We start from the raw sequence: 22590 nt of genomic DNA on the forward strand, positions 1-22590 counted from the left end.
GCGCTACCGCCCCAGGATGAGGCTCATCGCCTCGGCACGGGTCGCGGCGTTCTGCATGCCGCCCCGCACCGCGGAGGTCACGGTCCGCGAGCCGGGCTTGCGCACGCCGCGCATCGACATGCACAGGTGCTCGCACTCGACGACGACGATGACGCCGCGGGGGTCCAGGATGCGCACCAGGGCGTCGGCGATCTGCGTGGTCAGCCGCTCCTGGACCTGCGGCCGCTTGGCGTAGACCTCGACCAGGCGGGCGATCTTGGACAGCCCGGTGATCCGGCCGTCGGTGCTCGGGATGTAGCCCACGTGGGCGACACCGTGGAACGGCACCAGGTGGTGCTCGCAGGTGGAGTACAGCTCGATGTCCTTGACCAGCACCATCTCCTCGTGACCGAGGTCGAACGTGGTGGTCAGGACGTCCTCCGGGTCCTGGCGGATCCCCGCGAAGATCTCCCGGTAGGCACGGGCGACCCGTGCCGGGGTGTCCCGCAGGCCCTCACGCTCGGGATCCTCGCCGACGGCGATCAGCAGCTCGCGCACGGCGGCCTCGGCACGCTCGGCGTCGTAGGCCGGCACCTCGGCGGCCGGGCGCATCCCGATCGACACCGGCGTCACCGGCGAGCCCTCCGCGTTCACGGGCTCTCCTCGGTACCGTCGTCGCCGGTCCGGGACTCGCCGGCGTCCCGCTCCCCGCCGGCAGCGCGCGAGACGCGCCCGCTCACGTCGGACCGTGCCGCGGCCTCCGCCTCGACGTTGCCGACGACGGCGGCCTCGTCCTGCGGGACGCCCGGCGCACCGTTGGTCGAGTACGCGGCCTTCTCGCCGTCGGTCATGACCGGTCCGCGCGTGTGCACGGCGCGCTGCTCGCTCGAGAGCCACACGTCGCGCGCCTCGCGCTTGGTGACGGGGCCGAAGATCTCGGCCAGCTCGGCCTGGTTGAGCGTCTCCTTCTCGAGGAGGTGCAGCACCAGGTCGTCCAGGACGTCGCGGTACTGGGTCAGGACCTCCCAGGCCTCGTCGTGCGCCGACTCCACGAGCCGGCGGACCTCGTGGTCGACGGTGCCCGCCACGGACTCGGAGTAGTCCCGCTGGTGGCCCATGTCCTTGCCGAGGAACGGCTCGGAGGACGCCGAGCCGAGCTTGATCGCCCCGACCTTGTCGCTCATGCCGTACTCCATCACCATCTTGCGGGCGATGGCGCTGGCCTTCTCGATGTCGTTGCTCGCACCGGTGGTCGGGTCGTGGAACACGATCTCCTCGGCCACGCGGCCGCCCATGGCGTACGCGAGCTGGTCGAGCAGCTCGTTGCGCGTCGTGGAGTACTTGTCCTCCGTGGGCATCACCATCGTGTACCCGAGCGCGCGGCCGCGCGGCAGGATCGTCACCTTGGTGACGGGGTCCGTGTACCGCATGGCCGCCGCCACCAGGGCGTGGCCGCCCTCGTGGTACGCGGTGATCTTCTGCTCCTTGATCTTCATGACGCGGGTGCGCTTCTGCGGCCCGGCGATGACGCGGTCGATCGCCTCGTCCAGCGCACGGTCGTCGATGAGCTGGGCGCCCGAGCGGGCGGTGAGCAGCGCGGCCTCGTTGAGCACGTTCGCCAGGTCGGCGCCGGTGAACCCGGGGGTGCGGCGCGCGACGGTGGCCAGGTCGATCTCGTCGACCATCGGCTTGCCCTGGGCGTGCACCTGCAGGATCCGCTCGCGGCCCTTGAGGTCGGGTGCTTCCACGGCGACCTGCCGGTCGAAGCGGCCGGGCCGCAGCAGCGCCGGGTCCAGGATGTCCGGGCGGTTCGTGGCGGCGATGAGGATGACGTTCGTCTTGACGTCGAACCCGTCCATCTCGACGAGCATCTGGTTGAGCGTCTGCTCGCGCTCGTCGTGCCCGCCGCCCATGCCGGCGCCGCGGTGGCGGCCGACGGCGTCGATCTCGTCGACGAAGATGATCGCGGGGGCGTTGTTCTTCGCCTGCTCGAACAGGTCACGGACGCGCGAGGCGCCGACACCGACGAACATCTCCACGAAGTCGGAGCCGGAGATCGTGTAGAACGGCACGCCCGCCTCGCCCGCGACGGCGCGTGCGAGCAGGGTCTTGCCGGTACCGGGCGGGCCGTAGAGCAGGACGCCCTTCGGGATCTTCGCCCCGACGGCCTGGAACTTGTCCGGCTCGGCGAGGAACTCCTTGATCTCGTGCAGCTCCTCGACCGCCTCGTCCACGCCGGCGACGTCGTCGAACGTCACCTGGGGCATGTCCTTGCTGATCAGCTTCGCCTTCGACTTGCCGAAGCCCATGACGCGGCTCCCGCCACCCTGCATGCGGGACATGACGAACCAGAAGATCGCCAGGATGATGAGGAACGGCACGAGGAACGACAGCATCGACCCGAGGAACGACGCCTGCGGGACGTCGGTGTCGTACCCCTCGGCCAGGTCGGCTCCCTCGACCGCGGCGACGACGTCCTCGCCCTGGGGCGCCACCCAGAAGAAGTCCACCTTCTCGCCGTGGTCCACCTCGTCGTCGGTGTCGGCGTCGACGACGTAAGGCTCGGTGAGGTCGAGCTCCACCCGTTGCTCGCCGTCGACGATGAGGGCGTGCTCCACCGTGTCACCCTCGAGCAGCTCGAGGCCCTGGGACGTCTCGACCCGGCTCACGTTCTCGCCGGTGAAGGCCGAGAACGCGAGCGCGACGAGCACCAGGCCGAGCACGATCCAGATGATCGGTCCGCTGAAGATCTTCTTGAGGTTCATCCGTGACGGGGCGGTGCCCCGCTTCCCTTCGTCCGGGCGGTGGTTCGATAGGCGAAACTACACGGCCGTCCTGAAAGTTCCCGGTGTGTTCGCGCAGGGCTCAGCGCACGTCAGGAGTAGACGTGCGGTGCCAGCGTCCCGATGAACGGCAGGTTGCGGTACTTCTCGGCATAGTCGAGGCCGTAGCCCACCACGAACTCGTTCGGGATGTCGAACCCGACGTACTTCACGTCGACGTCCACCTTCGCGGCGTCCGGCTTGCGCAGCATCGTCGCGATCTCGACCGACTGCGGGCCGCGGGAGCGCAGGTTCTGCACCAGCCAGGACAGGGTCAGGCCCGAGTCGATGATGTCCTCGGCGATCAGCACGTTGCGGCCCGACAGGTCGGTGTCGAGGTCCTTGAGGATCCGCACGACGCCGGACGACTTGGTCCCGGAGCCGTAGGACGACACCGCCATCCAGTCCATCGAGACGGGGTGGTGGAGGCGGCGCGAGAGGTCGGCCATGACCATGACCGCACCCTTGAGGACACCGACGAGCAGCAGGTCCTTGCCCGCGTAGTCCGCGTCGATCTGGGCGGCCATGTCGTCCAGCCGGGTGCCCAGCTGTTCCTCGGTGAGCAGGATGTCGGCGAGGTCGCCGGCGACGTCCGACTGGTCCACGGGCTACTCCTCATGGTGCGGGGTGGGTTCCGCGCCGGGAACCGTGCCCGAGCGCAGGACCAGCCTGCCACACGCGCGGGTGGCTCGTGCGCCACCGGGCAGGTGCACCTCGCCCTGCCCGCGCCACCGCACGACCAGGGCGTCGAGCGCGGTGACGTGCCGCGACGTCGTCGACCCCGCAGGACATCCGGCCTCCAGGGCCGCGGCCCGCAGTGCACGACGGCGCAGCGCGGCGGGCGCCTCGGCCAACGGTGTGACGTCGAGCACGACGGCGGCGCCCGCGCCCGCCTCGTCCGCCGCATGCGCCTCATGCGTTTTACCGATGTCGGTAGTTCGTGTCGAGATCGGCAGTGCGGACTGCCGATCTCGACACGAACTACCGACATCGGTAAAAGGTTCGAGCGGGAGGCGGGCGGCAGTGAGCAGGTCGGTCGCGAGCGCGTCGAGCAGCTCCGCGTCGTCGCGGAGCTGGTCCGCGCTGCGGCCGAGGGCCTCCACGGCGCCAGGGCCGAGCACGTCGGCGAGCGCCGGCAGCAGCAGCCCGCGCACCCGCGAGCGCAGCGGTGCGCCGGCCGCGGACGCGTCGTTCGTCGGGTCCTGCCACGGCTCCAGGCCGACGACGGCGCACACCCGCTCCGTCTCGGCACGCCGCAGCCCGAGGAACGGTCGGCGGTAGGGACCACGACGTCGCGGCATCCCCGCCAGCGACCGGGTCCCGCTCCCCCGGGCCAGCCCCAGCAGCACCTGTTCGGCCTGGTCGTCGAGGGTGTGCCCCAGCAGCACCGCGGCAGCACCCGTCGCCGCCACCACGTCGTCGAACGCCGCGTACCGGGCGTCGCGGGCCGCAGCCTCCAGCCCGCCCGCCGCCGGGTCCACCGCGACACGGCGCACCAGCACCGGGTCGAGCCCCAGCTCGCGGCACTGCTGCGCGGCCCGGCGGGCCACGCCGTCGGAGCCGGGCTGCAGGGCGTGGTCGACGACGACGGCGCCCGCCCGCACGGTGTGCCCCGCCGACCGCACGGACCGGCCCACCCGGCGCGACTCCGTGGCGACGGCGGCGGCGAGCGCCAGCGAGTCCGGGCCGCCCGAGCACGCGACGAGCACCAGGGCGTCGCGCGGCAGGTCGGCGAGGTCGGCGCGCACCGCCGCGCGGGCGGCGGCGAGAGCGGGGTCGACGCGGGCCACCGTCGCCGTCCTCAGGGGTGGACCCGGCGGACCCAGGCGCGCGCGTCGTAGATCTCCCGGGCGGAGGGCAGATGCTCGGGCACGGCCCACACGGCGTTCAGCGCGTCACGTCCGGCCAGCTTTTCCACGGCGCGCACGAACCGGGCGCCGTCGCGGTACTGGGCCAGCTTGGCGTCCATGCCGAGCACACGCCGCAGCACCGCGTCGAACCGGGGTGCGCCCTCGCCGTCCCGCCGCTTCTCGAACCGGGCACGGATCGTGCGCACGCTCGGCACCACCCGGCGGCCGACGGCGTCCATCATCACGTCGGCGTGCCCTTCCAGGAGGGCCATCGCGGCGGTGATCTCGGCGAGCTCGCGCTTCTGCTCGGCCCCGAGCACCTGGTCGAGCGGGGTGGTGAGCTCGCCCCGCACGGCGTCGAGCACCGTGCGGCCGACCAGCGCGGCCTTGTCCCGCCAGGGAGCGTGGGCGAGTCCCAGGGAGGTGGAGGTGACCTCCTGCAGGAGCCCGCCGAGCCGCCCGGCGAGGTGCTCGGCGAGCCACGGTGCGGCGGCGAACTGCAGCGCGTGGGTCTGCTCGTGCAGGCACACCCACAGGTGGAAGTCGCGGCGGTCGAGGCGGAGCGCCCGCTCCGCGGCGAGCACGTTGGGCGCCACCAGCAGCAGGGCGGGCCGGCCCTCGCTGTACGGGTCGAACTGGCCGAGCACCTTCGACGAGAGGAGCGCGAGGAGCCCGCCGACCTCGGCGGCGCCGGCCAGCCTGGCGGCGGCGGACCCGGCCGACGGCGCGTCCCGGCCGAGCCCCGCGAGCGCCGGTCCCGTCATCGCGGCCATCGAGCGGCTGTTGGCGAGGGCCCAGGTGGCGCGGTCGACGACGCGCACGTCGCCGAGGTCGGGCCGCGGTACACGGACGCGGCGCAGGCTGCCGTCCGGGTGATGGTCGCGCTCGACGGGCGCCGCCGGCCGCATCCGGGTGACGCGCAGGACGTGCGGGACGGCGTCGGCGGCGGCCGTGCGCAGCCCGCCGACCAGGTCGTCGAGCTCGCCGCGCGTGGCGACCGGTCCCGGCCGCGCGACGCGACGGGCGATCTGCGCGGCCGTCGACCAGTCGACGAGGGCGGTGCTCGGTGCGGTCACGGGTCCACGGTAACCGGGGCGGCTACGAGCAGCCGCAGGCCGCGAGGTCCCCGACGAAGTCGTCGATGATCGCGTCGGTCCCCCAGGTCTTGTCCTTGTCCATCCTGTCGGCCGTGACCGCGAAGACGAGGAGCCGGTCGTCGTCCGTCACGACCGCGCCCGCGAGCGAGCGCACGCCGGGCAGGCTCCCCGTCTTCGCCTCCGCGTAGCCCCGGCCGGGGTTGTCGCCGTCGAACCGGTCGGCGAGCGTCCCCTCCAGACCGCCCACGGGCAGCCCGGTCACCGCTGCGCGCAGCTCCGGGTCCGCGGCAGCCACGGCGAGCGTGTCGACGAGCTGCCGGGCGCTCATGCGCGAGCCCTCGCCGAGCCCGGACAGGTCGGTGAGCTCGGCGTCGGAGAGGTCGACGCCGAGGCCTTCGACGGTGGCCAGCACCTCGCTGACGGCGGCGTCGGCCGAGCCGGGCAGGCCGGCGTCGATCGCCACGATCCGGCCCACGACCTCGGTGAGCGTGTTGTCCGACTCCTTGAGCAGGTAGCCGACGAGGTCGCCGAGCGGCGCGGACTCCACCCGCCCGATCTCCACCGCGGACGACGGTGCGGCCTGGCGCACGATCTGCCCGGACACCTCGACGCCGCGCTCGGCCAGCGCGTCGGCGAACGTCTTCGCGGCGGCGAGCGCGGGGTCCTCCTCGCGGGGCGCGTACTTGTCGTCGGTGAGCCGCCCGACGTCGACGGCGAGCGCGGCGACGGGTGCGACGTATCCGTCCTCGGCGTCGCTCGCGCGCACCGTCGGCGCGATCGCCGGACCGGTGAACAGGGTGTCGTCGACCGCGAGCGTCACCGCGTCGGTGCCGGTCAGGCTGATCTTCGCGACCACCTGGTCGGCGAGCTCGCCCAGCCCGGCGCGGCCGTTGACGGCCGCGGGATCGCCCTGGCCGGCCGCGAGCATCATGTCGCCGCCGCCCACCAGCACCAGCCGGTTGTCGCTGTGCAGCATCGCGCGGGTGGCGAGCCGGGTGTCCCCGCCGGGACCGGCGTAGGCCGCCACCCCGGTCAGGATCTTCTGCGTCGACGCCGGGACCATGAGGCGGTCCTGGCCGGAGTGTCCCAGCGTGTCGCCCGTGCCGCCGTCGGCCACCATCACCCCGACGCGCTTGCCGAGCCGCTTGTCGCCGGACAGGTCGTCCACGAGGTCGCCGACCTCGGCGGTGTCCGGGACGGGTGCGTCCTCGGGCAGCGCGGGGAGGGCGACGGACGGGATCGGACCGGTGGTCGCACCGGGCGGGTCGGGGAACGGAGCGGCGGGCTGCGGGGCCGCGTCGAGGGTGACCATGCCCGGCACGACGTCGTAGGCGTCGGCCACGAGGTAGCCGCCGAAGAGGGCCACGACCGTCGTGACGGTGGCGCCGACGCTCAGCCGCCACCCCATGCGGTCCTCCCCGTTCTCGTGAACCTGGTCACAAGCAGGCTCCGTCCCTGCGCATTCTCGCACGTCCTTGCCGCTGAGCGGCACCGCGGCACGGCGTTCCGGGCGGTTCTGCGTGGCACACTGGGGAAGCGCGCACGCCCCGAGACTGGAGGAACAGTGGAGTTCGACGTCACGATCGAGATCCCCAAGGGTCAGCGGAACAAGTACGAGGTCGATCATGAGTCGGGCCGCATCCGGCTCGACCGGATGCTGTTCACCTCGACCCGCTACCCGGACGACTACGGGTTCATCGAGGGCACCCTCGGCGAGGACGGCGACCCGCTGGACGCGCTCGTCCTGCTGGAGGAGCCCACGTTCCCCGGCTGCCTGATCAAGTGCCGCGCCCTGGGCATGTTCCGTATGCGCGACGAGGCCGGCGGCGACGACAAGGTGCTGTGCGTGCCGCTCGGGGACCAGCGCGCCGCGTGGCGTCAGGACATCGACGACGTCTCGGACTTCCACCGCCTGGAGATCCAGCACTTCTTCGAGGTCTACAAGGACCTGGAGCCCGGCAAGTCGGTCGAGGGCGCGCACTGGGTGGGCCGCGAGGACGCCGAGGCGGAGATCGAGCGCTCGTTCCAGCGCGCGAAGGACTCGGGCTACAGCCACTGATCGCGACGCGCTGACGGCCCTCTCCCGCGCCACGGGAGAGGGCCGTCACTGTCTCACTTCGTGGATCACCCCTTCCACTGAACGAGACGGGGCTCGTACGGTCGCGTCATGACAGACGCACCCCGCTGGTCCTTCGCCACCCGCCAGATCCACGCCGGCCAGACCCCGGACCCGACGACGGGCGCCCGGGCGCTGCCGATCTTCCAGACCACGTCCTACGTGTTCCCCGACGCCGAGACCGCCGCGAAGCGGTTCGCGCTCGCGGAGCTGGGACCCATCTACACGCGGATCAACAACCCGACCCAGGAGGTCGTGGAGAACCGCATCGCGGACCTCGAGGGCGGCGTCGGAGCGCTGCTGCTCGCCTCCGGCCAGGCCGCCGAGACGTTCGCGATCCTCAACGTCGCCGAGGCGGGCGACCACATCGTGGCCTCCTCGAGCCTCTACGGCGGCACGCACAACCTGCTCCAGCACACCCTGCCGCGACTCGGCATCGAGACGACGTTCGTCGACGACGCGCACGACGCCGAGGCGTGGCGAGCCGCCGTGCGGCCGAACACCAAGGCGTTCTTCGCCGAGACCATCCCCAACCCGCGCGGGGACTTCCTCGACATCTCGCTCGTGGCCGACGTCGCGCACGCCGCCGAGGTGCCGCTCATCGTCGACAACACGGTCGCGACGCCCTACCTGGTGCGACCGATCGAGCACGGGGCCGACGTCGTGGTGCACTCGGCCACGAAGTACCTCGGCGGGCACGGCACGTCCGTGGCCGGGGTCATCGTCGACTCCGGGAACTTCGACTACGCCCGGTACCCCGAGCGGTTCGCCGGCTTCAACACCCCCGACCCCTCGTACAACGGCGTCGTCTACGCCCGTGACCTCGGCGTCGACGGGATTCTCGGCGCCAACCTCGCGTACATCCTCAAGGCGCGCGTACAGCTCCTGCGCGACCTCGGGGCGGCGGTCTCGCCGTTCAACGCGTTCCTCGTGTCCCAAGGGATCGAGACGCTGTCGCTGCGCATCGAGCGTCACGTGGCCAACGCCCAGCGGGTGGCCGAGTGGCTCGAGGCGCGCGACGACGTCCGCACCGTGCACTACGCCGGCCTGGCGTCGAGCCCGTGGCACGCCACTCAGCAGCGCTACGCGCCCCGCGGTGCCGGCGCCGTCGTGTCGTTCGAGCTCGACGGCGGGGCGGAGGCCGGCCAGGCGTTCGTCTCGGCGCTGGAGCTCCACTCGAACGTCGCGAACATCGGCGACGTGCGCTCCCTGGTGATCCACCCCGCCTCCACGACGCACAGCCAGCTCACCCCGGTCGAGCAGGCGAAGTCCGGCGTCACGCCTGGCCTGGTGCGCCTCGCGGTGGGCATCGAGGACGTCGAGGACATCCTGGCGGACCTCGAGCTCGGGTTCACCGCCGCGAAGGACGCCCTCCCCGGCTGAGCCGGAGGTGCAGCGCAGGGTGAGGGCCGAGGGACGAGGCACTCGCCCGCAGTGGAACCGCAGGCTCAGCCGACGACAACCCGGCTGAGCCGGAGGTGCAGCGCAGGGTGAGGGCCGAGGGACGAGGCACTCGCCCGCAGTGGAACCGCAGGCTCAGCCGACGACAACCCGGCTGAGCCGGAGGTGCAGCGCAGGGTGAGGGCCGAGGGACGAGGCACTCGCCCGCAGTGGAACCGCAGGCTCAGCCGACGACAACCCGGCTGAGCCGGAGGTGCAGCGCAGGGTGAGGGCCGAGGGACGAGGCACTCGCCCGCAGTGGAACCGCAGGCTCAGCCGACGACAACCCTGCTGACTTGCGCGGCAGAGACGGCGTCTCGGCGTGCCCGACGGCGGCACGGCGGGGCGCCGTCGGCCTACGGTGGGCACATGCTCGCCACGATGATCCATGCTGCCCGGGACGTCCGCGCCGAGGAGCGCCCCGAACCCGCCCTGCTGACGGAGCACGACGCCGTCCTGCGCGTCACCGCGGCGTGCGTGTGCGGTTCCGACCTGTGGCCGTACCGCGGGGTGACTCGCACCAAGGAGCCGCACCCGATCGGCCACGAGCTCGTGGGCGTCGTCGAGCAGGTGGGGGCCGCGGTGACCTCGGCCGCACCCGGCGACTTCGTCGTGGTGCCGTTCACCCTGAGCTGCGGGCGGTGCCAGTCCTGCCGGGCCGGCTTCCCGTCGGCGTGCGACGTGGTGACGGGCTTCGGCTCGACCGACCGCGACGGGCACCCGGTCGACGGCGCGCAGAGCGAGCGCGTGCGCATCCCGCTCGCGCAGCACTCGCTGTTCCCGGTGGGCCGCCCGCTCGAGGACCTGGAGGCCGCGGGTCTGGTCCCGCACCTGCTGTCGCTGGCGGACGTGATGTCCACCGGGCACCACGCGGCCGTCTCGGCCGGCGTCGGCCCGGGAGACACGGTGGCCGTGGTCGGCGACGGCGCCGTCGGGCTGTGCGGGGTGATCGCGGCGCGACGCCTCGGGGCGGAGCGCGTCGTGGCGTTCTCTCGGCACCCGGACCGGGCCGCGCTGGCGCGGGAGCTGGGCGCGACCGACGTCGTCGCCGAGCGCGGCGACGAGGGCGTCGCCGCGCTGCGCGAGCTGCTCGACGGCGACCTGGCCGACGCCGCGCTCGAGTGCGTCGGCACGGAGCAGTCCATGGCCCAGGCGCTCGGCTCGGTCCGCGGCGGCGGGCGCGTCGGGTTCGTCGGGGTGCCGCACGGCGGCTCCCAGGTGCCGGTCGGGCAGCTCTTCCGCCGCAACATCACCGTGGGCGGGGGCATGGCGCCGGCGCGGACCCTCATGGCCGAGCTGCTCGACGACGTGCTGTCCGGTGCGATCCTGCCCGGCAAGGTGTTCGACGTCGAGATGCCGCTGGCCGACGTCGCCGATGCGTACGCCGCGATGGACGAGCGCCGCGCGACCAAGGTGCTGCTGCGGCCCTGACGGGTCAGGCCCCGCGGGGGTCAGCCTCGCGGGAGCAGGGTCAGGGCGTACGTCGTGCTGTTGACGATCGTCGCCGTGACCGTGCGCGCCACCGCCTCCCCGGCGGCCTGAGCGCCCCAGCTGCCGACCTCGAGGTCGTGCGCACGGGTGATGACCGGCGTCGTCCACGGGATCTCCGGGTGGAGCTGGGGAAGCGTGCCGCTGCCCGCCAGCAGACCCACGAGCGCCGCCACCCGCGGCGTCGGCTCCGCCCCGTCGACGAGCACCGCACGCACGCCCGCGGCGAGCTCCGCCCGGCGTGACGTCCCGCCGTCCACGAGCGCGGTCCGCGCGAAGAACCCGAGGATCTTGCGCGTCTCCCGGCGGATGTCACCCCGCGCGACGACGTTCTCGAGCAGCGGCCCCCGCAGCTGGGGGCCGATGGCCGCGAGCACCGTCTGCACGCCCCGCGGCTTCCCGGTGACGGAGGCCCAGGCCGACCGCAGGACGGGGTCCGACGGCTCCCGGCCCTCGACGGCGCCCACCCGGACGTTGCCGCCCGGCGAGCGGGTGGTCCGCACGTGCCCGCCGAGGGCGAGGTCCGCGAGCACACCGCCCGCCAGGACGTAGAACAGCGTGTTCTCGCCCGCGAAGGTGCCCGACCCCGGCTGGAAGAGCAGGAGCAGCAGGTCCTCCGCCAACGTCGGGGCGGCCGCCGGACCAGGACGCTCGGGCATCGTCGTTCCTCTCGTCGGTGCGCGCGTCACAGCCAGTCGTGCTCGCGGGCGTAGCGTGCGGCCTCGTGCCGCGTGCGGGTCTGCGTCTTCTGCATCGCACTGGACAGATAGTTGCGCACCGTTCCTGGTGCCAGGTACAGCCGGGCGGCGATCTCGGCGACCGAGTAGCCGTCGCGGGTCACCCGGAGCACGTCGAGCTCCCGGTCGGTCAGCGGGACGTCGTCGATGAGGGCCGCGGCGGAGACGTCCTGGTCGATCCACCGCCCTCCCTCGTGCAGCGCCGCGACCACCTTGGCGATGTGGGACGGCTCGGCCGACTTGCTGACGAAGCCCTGCACCCCGAGCCGCAGGGCCTGGCGCAGCACCCCCGGCCGGGCGTGGCGGGTCAGCATGAGGACCACCTGCTCGGGCAGGACCTGGCGGATCTCGGCCACGGCCTCCAGGCCGTCGACCCCCGGCATCTCGAGGTCGACGACCAGCACGTCGGGCCGGTGCGCGACCGTGGCCTCGACCGCCTCCGCGCCGTCGGCCGCTTCCGCCAGGACGGTGACGTCACCCTCGAGCGGGAGGAGCGCGGCGAGCGCCCTGCGGAGCAGGGCCTCGTCGTCGGCCAGCACCACCGTGGTCATCGTGCGTCCTCCTCGGGCTGCAGGTCGGCACCGGCGGCCCCGGCGGCATCAGCGGTCCCGGCCACCCCGGCCGGGAAGGTGGCCGCCGTGCGGAACCGGTCGTCCGCGAGCTCCGCGGTCAGGGTGCCGCCGTTGTCCGCCACCCGGCTCGCGAGCAACGACAGCCCGCGCAGCGTCGGCGGCGGGTGCCCGTCGACCCCGTCGTTGACGATCGTGATGCCGCGCTCCGTGACCGCCACGTGCACCAGCGTGGCACGCGAGTGACGCAGGACGTTGGTGGTCGTCTCCCGCAGCACCTGCGCCAGCAGGTCGCCGGGCTGCGGCCGGACGCTCGGCGGATGGTCGACGCGGACGTGGATGCCCGCAGCCTCGAGCAAATTCCTGGCGTTCTCCAGCTCGGCCGACAGGTTCGGCCGACGGCGCCCGTACGCGAGCTCCTTGGCCTGCGCGATCGTGTCGCCGACCAGGTCGTACGTCTCGCGCAGCTCCTGCTCCGCGCGTTCCGTGTCCGCACGCAAGAGCTTCTGCGCCAGCGCGATCTTCAGCTTCACCACGTGCAGCGTGTGGCCCTGGATGTCGTGCAGGTCGCTCGCGAACCGGACCCGCTCACGCACGACGGCGAGCTCCGCCTCCCGCTCCCGCGCCTCCTCCAGCTCTGTCATCACGTCGTAGAACCCCTTGTTGGGGAGCCGCAGGCAGATCAGGACGACGGTGATGCCGGTGGGCAGGATCACGAAGGAGATCAGCGCACCCGCCGAGAAGGGCCCGGCAGAGACCAGCCCCCAGGTGCCGACCAGCGCGACGAACAGCCCGACCCCGACGGCGGCCAGGGCCCGGCGGCGCGGAAGCTCCGGGACCACCAGGCACGCCACGACCGCCAGCGCGTAGTAGGCGGTCTGCGTGTCGCCGTCGATCACCAGGGCGCCGTACGGCCACACCGCCGCCGCGACGAACAGACAGGGCGCCGCCACCCGCGCGAGGTCGCCGGCGGACCAGCGCTCGAACGCGACCAGGGCGGCCAGCAGGCCCGCCGCCAGCACCAGCGCCTGGACCCAGGTCTGCGCCTGCCTCGCCACGAGCAGGACGCCCACGGCGCCGATCAGCGGGAGCAGCGCGGTGAGGTTGACCCGACGGAACCGCCGACGTGAGGACCGTGACGCCGTCGACGGCTTCCAGGGCCCCGCGGCCGTGCGTTGCGGGGCGGAGGTGCGGTCATCCATGGTGGGCGGCTCACAGGCTCGAGGGATCGTGCCCCTCAGTATCCGCTCCCGTGCGAGCCTCCTGCCAGTGACGCCGTGTCACACCGGGGTGCTGCGGATCGTCATGCCGCCGGGTGACGCCGGGACACTGGGATCGCGCCGCCGTCGGCGGTCTGATGGGGCCATGTCAACCAACACTGTGATCGACGTCGAGGGACTCGACGTCGCGTACGGCGACTTCCACGCCGTCAAGAACCTGTCGTTCCACATCGAGCGTGGTGAGCTCTACGCGCTCCTGGGGACCAACGGTGCCGGCAAGACGTCGACCCTCGAGGTCGTCGAGGGGCACCGCAAGGCCACCTCGGGCACGGTACGCGTGCTCGGGTCGGACCCGGCCGACCGCTCGGTGGTGCGTCCACGGGTCGGCATCATGCTGCAGGAGAGCGGCCTCTCGGCCGACCTCACCGTCGCCGAGTCCACGCGGCTGATCGGCCGCCTGACCGGACGCGAGGACTCCGTGGAACGCGTCCTGGGCCTTGTCGACCTCGAGCACAAGGCGGACACCCGCACCGGTCAGCTCTCGGGCGGTGAGCGGCGTCGGCTCGACTTCGCGACCGCGGTGTACGGCAGCCCGGAGCTGCTGTTCCTCGACGAGCCCACCACCGGCCTGGACATCGCGTCCCGGGACTCCCTGTGGGCCACCGTGCAGCGACTGCGCGACGAGGGCACGACCGTCGTGCTGACGACCCACTACCTGGAGGAGGCGCAGCAGCGTGCCGACCGCATCGGTCTGATGCACCGCGGCACGTTCCGCCACCAGGGGACGGTGGCCGAGCTGACCCGGTCGCTCCCGGCCTCGATCCAGTTCTCGCTGCCGCGGCACGCGCCCGCCCCGCCGACGAGCTCCGTCCCGCAGGCCGACGCGTCCTACGCGATCGAGACCTTCGAGCTCCAGCGGGACCTCAAGCAGCTCCTCGACTGGGCGGACAACCACGACGTCGAGCTGGAGGGCCTCTCCGCGGCTCCGACCCGCCTCGACGACGTCTTCCGCGCCATCGGCGCCGACTCCACCGCTTCCTGACCTACCCCGAACAGGAGATCATCGTGCTTCCTCTCGCCCAGGCCGAGCTGGTCCAGCTCTTCCGCAACCGGTCGGTGCTCGTCACCAGCCTCCTCATGCCCGTGGCGGTCGCCGTCTTCTTCATCAGCTACCGCGACGTCCTCACGAGGATCGGCAGCATCGGGTACGTCGCCGCCGTGCTCGTGTTCACGATCGCCGCGTTCAACCTCTACGCGACGACGGTCACCACGCTGGCCGCCCGGCGCCAGGGCCTCTTCCTCAAGCAGCTCCGGTCGACGGCGGCGAGCGACGCCACCATCCTGACCGGGCTCGTCCTGCCGGTCGGTGCCATCGCGCTGGTGCAGATCACCCTGATCCTCGGCGTCTTCGCCGCTGCCAGCGGCGGTGGGCCCGTCGACGCCGTGCTCCTCGTCGCGGCGACCCTCGCGGCGTTCGTCATGATGCTCGCCCTGGGGATCGCCACCGCCGGCGTGACGAACTCCCCCGAGCACGCCCAGGTGACCGCCCTGCCCCTGAGCATCGGCGTCATCGCCGTCGCCAGCTGGGTCGGGATCACCGGCACCGAGAGCATGGCCCTGCTCAAGCGGCTCCTGCCCGGGGGCGCGGCCACGGAGCTGATCGTCGCGGCCTGGGACGGCGGCGCCGCGCTGACCGGCTCGCTCGCACTGCTCGCCCCGACGTTGGCATGGGTCGTGGTGGCTATCGTCATCGCGGCGAGGATGTTCCGGTGGGAGCCGCGCCGGTAGTGGCCGGGTGCTCCGCGGGCCGCAGATGGATCGCCAGGTCGCTGCGGCCCGGGGAGTGCTCGTCGAGCAGACGGCGTCGCGCGTCGTAGTCGTCGAGCAGCCGCCGGTAGGGCAGCGGCTCGTCGGTGTCGAGGTTCTCGAACCGCTTGCGCACCCGGGCTCTGGCGTCGTCGATCCCCGGCCAGACCGGGGAGTCGACGCCGAGCAGCGTGAGCGGCGCCAGCGGCTCGATGCCCGTGTACCAGAGGATCCCGTGGTTGATGGGGAACAGCAGGTCCTCGATGTGTCCGTTCACGCCTCGAGGGCTGAAGGCCTCTGCCCGGTCCCCCGCCGTCGTGAGCACCAGCCCCCGCTTGCCCGCGAACGCGCCGTCCCCGTACTTGCGCGGGTTCCCCGCGGCGTCGCGCAGCCCGTAGGCGAAGCCTTCGGTGAACACCCGGTCCACCCAGCCCTTGAGGACGGCCGGCATCCCCGCCCACCAGAGCGGGAACACGAGGACGAGGAGGTCGGCCCGGCGCAGGAGCTCCTGGTGCCGCACGACCTCCGGGTGCAGGGTGCCGGCGGCAGCCGCGTCGGAGGCGTGGGTGCCGACCGGCCCGGTCAGCGTCTCGACACCGTAGTCGGACGGGCGGACGGCGGGGTGCCAGCCGAGCCGCGGCAGATCGAGGAGGACGGCGTCGTGGCCCTGCTCGCGGAGCGTGGACTCCGCGGTGGCGGCGAGGTCTGCGGTCAGGGAGCCCGCCGACGGGGCTGCGGAGACGATGAGTGTCTGCATGGTGCGACCGTAAGCACCCGGAGACGGCGGCGGTAGTACGGTCATTCTTGTCACCAAGGGACATCAGGGGAAGCGAGGATGCCATGCGGGACGCGGTGCGGCGTGCCCTGGAGGTGTGCCCGATCGAGGTGGGCATCGCCGTCGCCGGCGGGGACTGGAAGCTGACGGCCGTGTGGAAGCTGGCCGACGGGCCGCTCCGCTTCGGCGAGCTGCAGCGCGCCGTCGGCCCCGTCTCGGCCAAGACCCTCACCCGGCAGCTCAGGGCTCTCGAGGCGGACGGCGTCGTCGTGCGCACCGTGTACCCGGAGGTACCACCGCACGTCACCTACGAGCTGACCGAGGCAGGCCGGGAGCTGGCGACCATCGGGTCCTTGCTCGGTCGCTGGAGCGAGCGGTTCGTGCCGGGGGCCGAGCGAGAAGCCGTCTCAGAATATGGTCCCGCATCGTGAGATCGCCTGGGCAGCGCCCCCGGGCGGGCGTTACCGTCGATCCATGACTCGTCGAATGCGCAGCTGACCACCGCGCACCTTCGCCTGCCTGCGGCCACGCACCGGGCAGCCATACGCCGCGTGCGCCCGCCCGACCGCACCCGCCGGAGACCGCAGCCAGGAGAGACGATGACCTCGACGCCGACCAGCATCACGAGGCCCGACGACGCCCCGACGGCGGCCCGGCCCCGTGCCGCCCGCCGCGGCCCGGCCACCCCCGTCCCGGCGTCCGGCGCCTGGCGCGAGGGCGACCCGGTCGCGGACCGCCTGTTCGCCGACGTCGGCACCTTCGACCTCGAGGCCGGGGCCCGCCTGCCGGACGTCCGCGTCGCCTACGAGACCTACGGCGAGCTCGCCCCGGACGGCTCCAACGCCGTCCTCATCCTCCACGCCCTCACCGGCGACGCCCACGTGCGCGGTCCCGCCGGCCCCGGCCAGCTCACCGCCGGGTGGTGGGAACCCATGATCGGGCCCGGCGCGCCCATCGACACCGACCGGTACCACGTCGTCGTGCCCAACGTCCTCGGCGGGTGCCAGGGGACCACCGGCCCGGCGTCCACCGCACCCGACGGCCAGCCCTGGGGCGGCCGGTTCCCGCGCATCACCACACGCGACCAGGTCGCCGTCGAGATCGAGCTCGCACGGCTGCTCGGCATCCGTTCGTGGGCCACCGTCGTCGGCGCCTCCATGGGCGGCATGCGCGTCCTGGAGTGGGCGATCCTCGGGCCCGAGGCGGGCATCGAGGTGCGCTCGATCGCCGCCATCGCCACCGCCGCGCAGTCGTCGGGCGACCAGATCGCCTGGGCGCACCCCCAGCTCGGCGCCATCCGTGCCGACCCCCGCTGGAACGGCGGCGACTACTACGACGCTCCGGACGGCGAGGGCCCGCACGCCGGGCTGGCCATCGCACGGCAGATCGCGCACACCACCTACCGCACCGCGCGCGAGCTCGACGAGCGGTTCGGGCGGCTGCCCCAGGGCGGCGAGGACCCGTTCGACGACGGCCGGTTCGCCGTGCAGTCCTACCTCGACCACCACGGGGACAAGCTCGCGCGACGGTTCGACGCCAACTCCTACCTGCGGCTCACCGAGACGATGATGACGCACGACCTCGGCCGAGACAGGGGCGGGGTCGAGTCCGCGCTGGCGCAGATCACCGCGCGGGCGCTCGTCGTGGCGGTGGACAGCGACCGGCTGTTCCCACCGGCGCAGTGCGCCCGGATCGCCGCCGGTGTGCCCGGCGCCGGCGGCCTGCGCGTCATCACCTCCGACTTCGGGCACGACGGGTTCCTGCTCGAGCACGACCAGACGGGACCACTGATCCGGGACTTCCTCACCGAGGCGGCCCCCGTCCCACCGACCTCGTAGCGGGCCCGCGCGCGAGCCGTGCCCGGCGGTCCTAGCGTGGTGCCGGACGTCGACCACGACGCCCGGAAGCGCTCTCGCGAGGAGAATCCGATGGCACGACTCAACCCCTACCTCAGCTTCCGCGACCAGGCCCGCGAAGCCCTCGAGCACTACCGGTCCGCGCTCGGCGGGGACCTCGAGATCTCGACGTTCGGCTCCGTGCCCGGCATGGCCCACGACCCCGCCGACGAACAGCTCGTCATGCACGGCCAGCTCACCGCGCCGGGCGGGCTCACGCTCATGGCGGCCGACACGCCGTCGTTCATGCCGTACGTCGCCGCGACGAGCGGCGTGACCGTGGCGCTCACCGGCAGCTCCGACGACATGGACTACGTGCGCGGCGCGATCAGCACGCTGCTCGACGGCGCCACCGACGTCGTGCCGTTCGAGCCCGCACCCTGGGGCGACCACTACGGCCAGCTCACCGACCGTTACGGCATCGCCTGGATGTTCGACGTCGGCGACGCCTGACCGCGGACCGCTACGAGAGCAGCACGACCTCGCGGCGCCGCTCGAGCGAGACGAGATCCTCCTCCACCACGACCCGGCGCTCCGCCAGCCGCCCGCTGACGTGCTGCACCGCCACCCGGGCGGCTTCGACCCGCTCGCGGGACTCGCGGACGTGGCGCGCCACCGACAGGTCGCTGAAGACGTTGTCGAACCAGATGTCGAACGTCCGCGACATGCCCTCGACGCCCAGCGCGCCGACCCCTCGCTCACCCACGTCGCCGAGCTCGACCATCAGGTGGGCGAGGGCCGCGTCGGCCTCCCGGGCCAGCTCGGCCGCCCGGTCGAGACGGCGGTGCTTGGCGATGCTCGCGAGCAGGTCGCCGCCCAGGTACGTGTCGTACATCGACCAGCCGTTCGCGCCCGCCAGCTCGCCGGCCGCCGCCTCGAGAGCGGTCGCGGCGGCGTCCGCCGCGTCCTGCGCCTCGGCGATCTCCAGCTTCTCGGCCCGACGTCGGCCCCGCCGTTCCGCGACGTCCACGAGCTCGGCACCACGCCCCCTGCCCGCCGTCCACAGCCAGGCCTCCTTGTCCGCGAGCGCGCGCTCCCGCCGTCCGGCGACGTCGCCCAGACGCGCGACCGCACCCTCGGCGACCTGCAGCTCACGCTGCGCTGCCGCGCGGCGGGCCTCCGCTGCGGCGACGGCGTACTCGGCGGTGCGCTGCTCGGCCCGCTCCGTGTCGAGGCGTTCGTCGCGAGCGCCGCGCAGGGTCGCCCAGAGTCGGTCGAGGCTCAGCGACTCCAGGCGCTCCACGTCGGCCGACTCGTCGGCGAGCTGCTCGAGAGCACGCTCCACCGCTCGGTCCGCAGCCCGCAGCCCGGCGGCCGCGCGTTCCCGGCGGGCCAGGTAGTCCGCCAGGAGCGTGGCGTCCTGCTGCGCCTGCTCGACGCGCGCCTCGAGGGCCGCGGATTCCGGGTCCGTCGGGTCGGGCTCAGCAGGTCGGTGCACCACGGGGTCGGCCATGGCCTCCAACATAGTGGCCCGTGGCACCGGAACGTCCTCTACGTTGGGATCATGCTCGCTGCCACCGTCGACCGCTTCTCCCCCGACGCCCCGCTGCACGGACTGGAGGTCACCGACCGCCCCGCGCCGATCGAGCGCGAGCACTGGACCACGGTCCAGGTGCGCGCCGCCGCGCTCAACCATCACGACCTGTGGTCCCTGCGCGGCGTCGGCCTGCGCGAGGAGCAGCTCCCGATGATCCTCGGCACGGACGCCGCGGGTGTCACGCCGCACGGCACCGAGGTCGTGCTGCACGCCGTCGTCGGTGCGGACGGCCACGGCGTCGGCCCGCACGAGCGGCGCTCCCTGCTGTCCGAGCGGTACCCGGGCACTCTCGCCGAGCAGGTCTCCGTGCCCACGGCGAACCTCGTGCCCAAGCCCGCGGAGCTCACGTTCGCCGAGGCGGCCTGCCTGCCGACGGCGTGGCTGACGGCCTACCGGATGCTGTTCGGCGCGGCGGCGCTGCGGCCGGGCGACCGCGTGCTCGTACAGGGTGCGGGCGGCGGGGTCGCCACCGCGGCCGTCGTGCTGGGGTCAGCAGCCGGCCTCGAGGTGACCGCCACGTCGCGCGACGCAGGCAAGCGCGAGCGGGCGCTCGAGCTCGGGGCGGCCCGCGCCGTCGAGCCCGGGACCCGCCTGCCCGAGCGCGTCGACGCCGTCGTCGAGTCCGTCGGCGAGGCGACCTGGGCGCACTCGGTGCGGTCCGTGCGGCCCGGCGGCACCATCGTGGTGTGCGGGGCGACCAGCGGTGACGCGCCGCCCGCGGAGCTGACCCGGCTGTTCTTCTCCGAGATCCGTGTGCAGGGCGTCACGATGGGGTCGCGCGAGGACCTCGCTGCGCTGCTGCGGTTCTGCGCGCGGACCGGCGTGCGGCCGCTCATCGACTCCGAGGTGTCGCTGGCGGACGTCGGCACGGGCCTCGCCCGGCTGGCCGCGGGCGACCAGACGGGCAAGATCGTCGTCGTCCCCTGACCCTGCGACTGCCCCTCGAACGTTGTGGGCGCGATTTCTGGGTCGGAAATCGTCCCAAGAGGGACGAATCGGGCCAGAGATCGCGCCCACAACGTTCGGTAGGGCGGCCGGGCGGGTCAGGCGAAGCGGGCGCGGTAGGCGTCCAGCAGCGACGGACCGTCCGGCCCGAGGTGCCACACGTTCCAACCGTCGTCGGTGGGGGTCCCGCTCGCGGCCGAGGCCGCATGGTCCGGGTGCTGGTAGCGGGAGCCGTCGGCCAGCTCGATCGCGCCGTCCGGGTGCAGCACGGCCTCGAAGTGCTGCCGGCGGCGCGGCCGCGACCACACGAGCAGCGTGGGGCGGTGCAGGGTGGCGGCGAGCGCGATGAGGTCGCCGTCCACCTCGTCGTCGAACGCCATCGGTGCGGACTGGGCCGTCTCGTACAGGCCGTAGTCGGGCGGCGGGGTGTACGACGGCGCCTCCAGCGGCGGGACCTCGAGGCGCGGCAGGTCCTCGGAAGCGTTCGTCCAGCTGCTCGGCGTCGACGGCTCCCACCCGGAGGACCGGTACGGCGGAGGGTCGTTGAGCGGGTCCTCCCAGCGTGCCTCCGGCGGATCCCACGGCGCCGGCTCACGACGCCGGGTGGCAGGCTCCGGCCGCGGTGCCGGCGGCAGGTCCAGCGCCGGGGCGGTGTACCGCGCGAAGTCCTCACCGAGTCCGGGGGTGTCGACGCTCGACGCCGACCTCGTGCGGCGGGCGAGCTCCGCGAGGTCGAGGTCCTCCGCCGAGCCCGCCGACGCCGCGGTGAAGGCCGCCAGCTCCGGCGAGGGCTGCTGCGGCTGCGACGTGAAGCGGTCCCTGCGGGACCGACGTCGGACGGCCGGCTGCTGAGCCGGTGGCGCCGGTGGCGGAGGTGTCGGCTGCGGCGGAGCGGGCGGCGGTGGCGGCGCGGCCGCCGGGGCCGGACGTGGCGGCGTGCCGGCGTCGCTGGTCTGGCCGCCCTGCCTGCTCTGGCTGCTCTGGCTGCCGGCCGCGTCGGCGCGGATCGTCGGGAGCGACAGGCTGGACGCCCCGGCGGCGGCCCGCCGTCCGGCCCGGGTCCGGTGCGGGGCGGGGGCGGGCGCCGGCTCGGACGCGGCCCGCCGGGCCGGTGCTGGCGCCGCGGGCGGGTTCGGCGAGGCAGACTGCGCGACCGCCGGATGCTTGCCGGTCAGGGCGATGCCCACCTTGACGCCCTCCGCGAAGGACTCCGGCTCGGTGTCGGCGGATGCGGCGGCCCGGCGCGTCCCCTCCGGTGCGACACCGGACAGGCGTGGCGCCGTCGGGGCGGAGGCCGGGTGGATCACCAACGGGGAGACGTCGACGAACCGTCGCCCGTCCTGGCTGTGGACCACGCCCATCTTGAGCACCTCGACGGGCATCGTGGGCTGACGCAGGAAGTCGACGGCGTTCAGGATCTCCTCGCCGGCCTCCTGGCAGATGATGATCAGCCGGGCGCTGGAGCGCCCCGGCTGGGACCGGGTGATCGGCACGGAGTCGTAGAACGAGGCGACGTCCCGCTGGAACGCGTTCGGCCCGCCGTGGTACCGGGAGGCGAGCTCGCCGCGGGTGAGCCGGCCGGCCCAGCCCGCGTGGTCCAGCGCCCGGGTCAGCGCCGGGCGGTCGAGCTCGGCGACCAGCTCGACCACGACCGGCGAGCCGGTGGCGTCCAGCGCGAGCAGGTGCGGCTCGTCAGGTCCGGCGCCCTGGGCGACGGGGAAGATCTGCTCCCCGAGCAGCCCGTCGATGTGCGAGTCCACGACGCGGTGCGCCGTCGTCCCGAGCCCGGGCTCCACGGCACCTGCGGACCGCCCGGACTGGACGAGGAGCGGCCTGCTGGCGTCGACCTCGAACAGTGGCATCGCGCTGACTTCTCCCCGGTTCCCGCACACGGCCCGGTGCCGTGTGCCGCATAGCCTACGGCGAGACGTCCCGTGACCTGCAACACTGCAGGTGGGTGACCACGGTCACGCGTGCCCGGCCTGCTCCTCGTCCGCGGCAAGCGCTTCCTCGACGCGCCGGATCTTGGCGTCGAGCTGCCCGGTGTACCCCGGGCGGATGTCGGCCTTGAGCACGAGCGAGACCCGGTGACCGCCCGCGCCCACGGCCTCGGTGGCGCGCTGGATCACCGGCATCACCTCGTCCCACTCCCCCTCGATCTCGGTGAACATGGACGTGGTCCGGTGCGGCAGCCCGGACTCCCGCACGATGCGGACGGCCTCGGCGACGGGGCCCGCGACGGACTCCCCCGCGCCGAGCGGGGAGACGGAGAACGCGAAGACAGCCATGCCTCCATCATGCCTCCCCGTCTACG

General features: G+C 73.4%; 22 protein-coding genes. 9 read left to right on the top strand and 13 right to left on the bottom strand.

Features of this window, described 5'->3' with window-relative positions; all coding sequences use genetic code 11:
- Positions 1-3: 3 nt before the first annotated feature.
- The 6 genes from folE to dacB form a co-directional block, all read right to left on the bottom strand.
- Positions 4-591 carry a GTP cyclohydrolase I FolE gene (gene folE, locus ACWAT2_RS15130; RefSeq protein WP_402374527.1) on the bottom strand — a complete coding sequence of 196 codons (588 nt, stop codon included), beginning with the start codon at positions 589-591 and terminating at the stop codon, positions 4-6.
- A 38-nt stretch (positions 592-629) separates the two neighbouring features.
- Positions 630-2744 carry an ATP-dependent zinc metalloprotease FtsH gene (ftsH, locus tag ACWAT2_RS15135; RefSeq protein ID WP_402374125.1) on the bottom strand — a complete coding sequence of 705 codons (2115 nt, stop codon included), beginning with the start codon at positions 2742-2744 and terminating at the stop codon, positions 630-632.
- A 110-nt stretch (positions 2745-2854) separates the two neighbouring features.
- Entirely contained in the window at positions 2855-3406 is a 552-nt protein-coding gene (gene hpt, locus ACWAT2_RS15140; protein ID WP_402374123.1) for a hypoxanthine phosphoribosyltransferase, read from the bottom strand.
- 3 nt (positions 3407-3409) lie between these two features.
- Positions 3410-4591 (bottom strand): tRNA lysidine(34) synthetase TilS, encoded by a 1182-nt coding sequence (gene tilS, locus ACWAT2_RS15145; RefSeq protein WP_402374121.1) that lies wholly within the window; start codon positions 4589-4591, stop codon positions 3410-3412.
- An 11-nt stretch (positions 4592-4602) separates the two neighbouring features.
- Positions 4603-5727 carry a zinc-dependent metalloprotease gene (locus ACWAT2_RS15150; RefSeq protein ID WP_402374119.1) on the bottom strand — a complete coding sequence of 375 codons (1125 nt, stop codon included), beginning with the start codon at positions 5725-5727 and terminating at the stop codon, positions 4603-4605.
- A gap of 22 nt (positions 5728-5749) precedes the next feature.
- Positions 5750-7156, bottom strand: a complete 1407-nt coding sequence (gene dacB / locus ACWAT2_RS15155) for a D-alanyl-D-alanine carboxypeptidase/D-alanyl-D-alanine endopeptidase (protein WP_402374117.1) — start codon at positions 7154-7156, stop codon at positions 5750-5752.
- 156 nt (positions 7157-7312) lie between these two features.
- On the opposite strand from dacB, the gene ACWAT2_RS15160 reads away from it, so the two are divergent.
- The 3 genes from ACWAT2_RS15160 (at position 7313) to ACWAT2_RS15170 (ending at position 10735) form a co-directional block, all read left to right on the top strand.
- The gene (locus tag ACWAT2_RS15160; protein ID WP_402374115.1) at positions 7313-7807 is read left to right on the top strand and encodes an inorganic diphosphatase; all 495 of its coding nucleotides are present in this window, start codon (positions 7313-7315) and stop codon (positions 7805-7807) included.
- Positions 7808-7915: 108 nt separating this feature from the next.
- Entirely contained in the window at positions 7916-9247 is a 1332-nt protein-coding gene (locus tag ACWAT2_RS15165; RefSeq protein ID WP_402374113.1) for a bifunctional o-acetylhomoserine/o-acetylserine sulfhydrylase, read from the top strand.
- Positions 9248-9673: 426 nt separating this feature from the next.
- On the top strand, positions 9674-10735 hold the full coding sequence (locus ACWAT2_RS15170) for a zinc-binding dehydrogenase (protein WP_402374111.1): 1062 nt from the start codon (positions 9674-9676) through the stop codon (positions 10733-10735).
- A 20-nt stretch (positions 10736-10755) separates the two neighbouring features.
- Here ACWAT2_RS15170 and ACWAT2_RS15175 read toward each other — a convergent pair whose 3' ends face one another.
- The 3 genes from ACWAT2_RS15175 to ACWAT2_RS15185 are packed head-to-tail and all read right to left on the bottom strand — an operon-like array spanning position 10756 to position 13300.
- On the bottom strand, positions 10756-11451 hold the full coding sequence (locus ACWAT2_RS15175) for a GOLPH3/VPS74 family protein (protein WP_402374109.1): 696 nt from the start codon (positions 11449-11451) through the stop codon (positions 10756-10758).
- A 26-nt stretch (positions 11452-11477) separates the two neighbouring features.
- Entirely contained in the window at positions 11478-12080 is a 603-nt protein-coding gene (locus ACWAT2_RS15180; RefSeq protein ID WP_402374107.1) for a response regulator transcription factor, read from the bottom strand.
- The gene (locus tag ACWAT2_RS15185) at positions 12077-13300 is read right to left on the bottom strand and encodes a sensor histidine kinase (protein WP_402374105.1); all 1224 of its coding nucleotides are present in this window, start codon (positions 13298-13300) and stop codon (positions 12077-12079) included. The genes ACWAT2_RS15180 and ACWAT2_RS15185 overlap by 4 nt, the downstream gene beginning before the upstream one ends.
- A 163-nt stretch (positions 13301-13463) precedes the next feature.
- Between ACWAT2_RS15185 and ACWAT2_RS15190 the strand changes: the two genes are divergently transcribed.
- Both ACWAT2_RS15190 and ACWAT2_RS15195 read left to right on the top strand, forming a co-directional pair.
- A complete protein-coding gene (locus ACWAT2_RS15190) occupies positions 13464-14360 on the top strand; it encodes an ABC transporter ATP-binding protein (protein WP_402374103.1) in 897 nt (298 codons plus the stop codon).
- A 23-nt stretch (positions 14361-14383) separates the two neighbouring features.
- A complete protein-coding gene (locus ACWAT2_RS15195; RefSeq protein ID WP_402374101.1) occupies positions 14384-15106 on the top strand; it encodes an ABC transporter permease in 723 nt (240 codons plus the stop codon).
- Here ACWAT2_RS15195 and ACWAT2_RS15200 read toward each other — a convergent pair.
- Positions 15066-15881, bottom strand: a complete 816-nt coding sequence (locus ACWAT2_RS15200) for an NAD(P)H-dependent oxidoreductase (RefSeq protein ID WP_402374099.1) — start codon at positions 15879-15881, stop codon at positions 15066-15068. The genes ACWAT2_RS15195 and ACWAT2_RS15200 overlap by 41 nt on opposite strands.
- An 83-nt stretch (positions 15882-15964) precedes the next feature.
- On the opposite strand from ACWAT2_RS15200, the gene ACWAT2_RS15205 reads away from it, so the two are divergent.
- The 3 genes from ACWAT2_RS15205 to ACWAT2_RS15215 all read left to right on the top strand — a co-directional run bounded on the left by ACWAT2_RS15205 (position 15965) and on the right by ACWAT2_RS15215 (position 18247).
- On the top strand, positions 15965-16330 hold the full coding sequence (locus tag ACWAT2_RS15205) for a winged helix-turn-helix transcriptional regulator (RefSeq protein ID WP_402374097.1): 366 nt from the start codon (positions 15965-15967) through the stop codon (positions 16328-16330).
- Positions 16331-16498: 168 nt separating this feature from the next.
- Positions 16499-17737 carry a homoserine O-acetyltransferase MetX gene (gene metX / locus ACWAT2_RS15210; RefSeq protein WP_402374095.1) on the top strand — a complete coding sequence of 413 codons (1239 nt, stop codon included), beginning with the start codon at positions 16499-16501 and terminating at the stop codon, positions 17735-17737.
- A 90-nt stretch (positions 17738-17827) separates the two neighbouring features.
- A complete protein-coding gene (locus tag ACWAT2_RS15215; RefSeq protein WP_402374093.1) occupies positions 17828-18247 on the top strand; it encodes a VOC family protein in 420 nt (139 codons plus the stop codon).
- A 10-nt stretch (positions 18248-18257) separates the two neighbouring features.
- Here the strand turns inward: ACWAT2_RS15215 and ACWAT2_RS15220 are convergent, their stop codons facing one another.
- A complete protein-coding gene (locus tag ACWAT2_RS15220) occupies positions 18258-19247 on the bottom strand; it encodes a coiled-coil domain-containing protein (RefSeq protein ID WP_402374091.1) in 990 nt (329 codons plus the stop codon).
- A 51-nt stretch (positions 19248-19298) separates the two neighbouring features.
- Between ACWAT2_RS15220 and ACWAT2_RS15225 the strand changes: the two genes are divergently transcribed.
- Positions 19299-20258: a zinc-binding dehydrogenase gene (locus ACWAT2_RS15225; RefSeq protein ID WP_402374089.1), complete on the top strand. Its 960-nt coding sequence runs from the start codon at positions 19299-19301 to the stop codon at positions 20256-20258.
- Positions 20259-20374: 116 nt separating this feature from the next.
- On the opposite strand, the gene ACWAT2_RS15230 is transcribed toward ACWAT2_RS15225, so the two are convergent.
- Entirely contained in the window at positions 20375-22138 is a 1764-nt protein-coding gene (locus tag ACWAT2_RS15230) for a restriction system modified-DNA reader domain-containing protein (protein ID WP_402374087.1), read from the bottom strand.
- Between the two features lie 105 nt (positions 22139-22243).
- On the bottom strand, positions 22244-22564 hold the full coding sequence (locus ACWAT2_RS15235) for an MTH1187 family thiamine-binding protein (protein ID WP_402374085.1): 321 nt from the start codon (positions 22562-22564) through the stop codon (positions 22244-22246).
- Between the last annotated feature and the right edge of the window lie 26 nt (positions 22565-22590).

This window comes from Isoptericola sp. GX10416, from assembly GCF_056590155.1.

Excerpts from the sequence above, each read along its gene's own strand:
- folE (WP_402374527.1), bottom strand. The coding sequence starts at position 591 with ATGCGCCCGGCCGCCGAGGTGCCGGCCTACGACGCCGAGCGTGCCGAG.
- ftsH (WP_402374125.1), bottom strand. The coding sequence starts at position 2,744 with ATGAACCTCAAGAAGATCTTCAGCGGACCGATCATCTGGATCGTGCTC.
- dacB (WP_402374117.1), bottom strand. The coding sequence starts at position 7,156 with ATGGGGTGGCGGCTGAGCGTCGGCGCCACCGTCACGACGGTCGTGGCC.
- ACWAT2_RS15165 (WP_402374113.1), top strand. The coding sequence starts at position 7,916 with ATGACAGACGCACCCCGCTGGTCCTTCGCCACCCGCCAGATCCACGCC.
- ACWAT2_RS15170 (WP_402374111.1), top strand. The coding sequence starts at position 9,674 with ATGCTCGCCACGATGATCCATGCTGCCCGGGACGTCCGCGCCGAGGAG.
- ACWAT2_RS15175 (WP_402374109.1), bottom strand. The coding sequence starts at position 11,451 with ATGCCCGAGCGTCCTGGTCCGGCGGCCGCCCCGACGTTGGCGGAGGAC.
- ACWAT2_RS15180 (WP_402374107.1), bottom strand. The coding sequence starts at position 12,080 with ATGACCACGGTGGTGCTGGCCGACGACGAGGCCCTGCTCCGCAGGGCG.
- ACWAT2_RS15185 (WP_402374105.1), bottom strand. The coding sequence starts at position 13,300 with ATGGATGACCGCACCTCCGCCCCGCAACGCACGGCCGCGGGGCCCTGG.
- ACWAT2_RS15190 (WP_402374103.1), top strand. The coding sequence starts at position 13,464 with ATGTCAACCAACACTGTGATCGACGTCGAGGGACTCGACGTCGCGTAC.
- ACWAT2_RS15200 (WP_402374099.1), bottom strand. The coding sequence starts at position 15,881 with ATGCAGACACTCATCGTCTCCGCAGCCCCGTCGGCGGGCTCCCTGACC.
- ACWAT2_RS15205 (WP_402374097.1), top strand. The coding sequence starts at position 15,965 with ATGCGGGACGCGGTGCGGCGTGCCCTGGAGGTGTGCCCGATCGAGGTG.
- metX (WP_402374095.1), top strand. The coding sequence starts at position 16,499 with ATGACCTCGACGCCGACCAGCATCACGAGGCCCGACGACGCCCCGACG.
- ACWAT2_RS15215 (WP_402374093.1), top strand. The coding sequence starts at position 17,828 with ATGGCACGACTCAACCCCTACCTCAGCTTCCGCGACCAGGCCCGCGAA.
- ACWAT2_RS15220 (WP_402374091.1), bottom strand. The coding sequence starts at position 19,247 with ATGGCCGACCCCGTGGTGCACCGACCTGCTGAGCCCGACCCGACGGAC.
- ACWAT2_RS15225 (WP_402374089.1), top strand. The coding sequence starts at position 19,299 with ATGCTCGCTGCCACCGTCGACCGCTTCTCCCCCGACGCCCCGCTGCAC.
- ACWAT2_RS15230 (WP_402374087.1), bottom strand. The coding sequence starts at position 22,138 with ATGCCACTGTTCGAGGTCGACGCCAGCAGGCCGCTCCTCGTCCAGTCC.
- ACWAT2_RS15235 (WP_402374085.1), bottom strand. The coding sequence starts at position 22,564 with ATGGCTGTCTTCGCGTTCTCCGTCTCCCCGCTCGGCGCGGGGGAGTCC.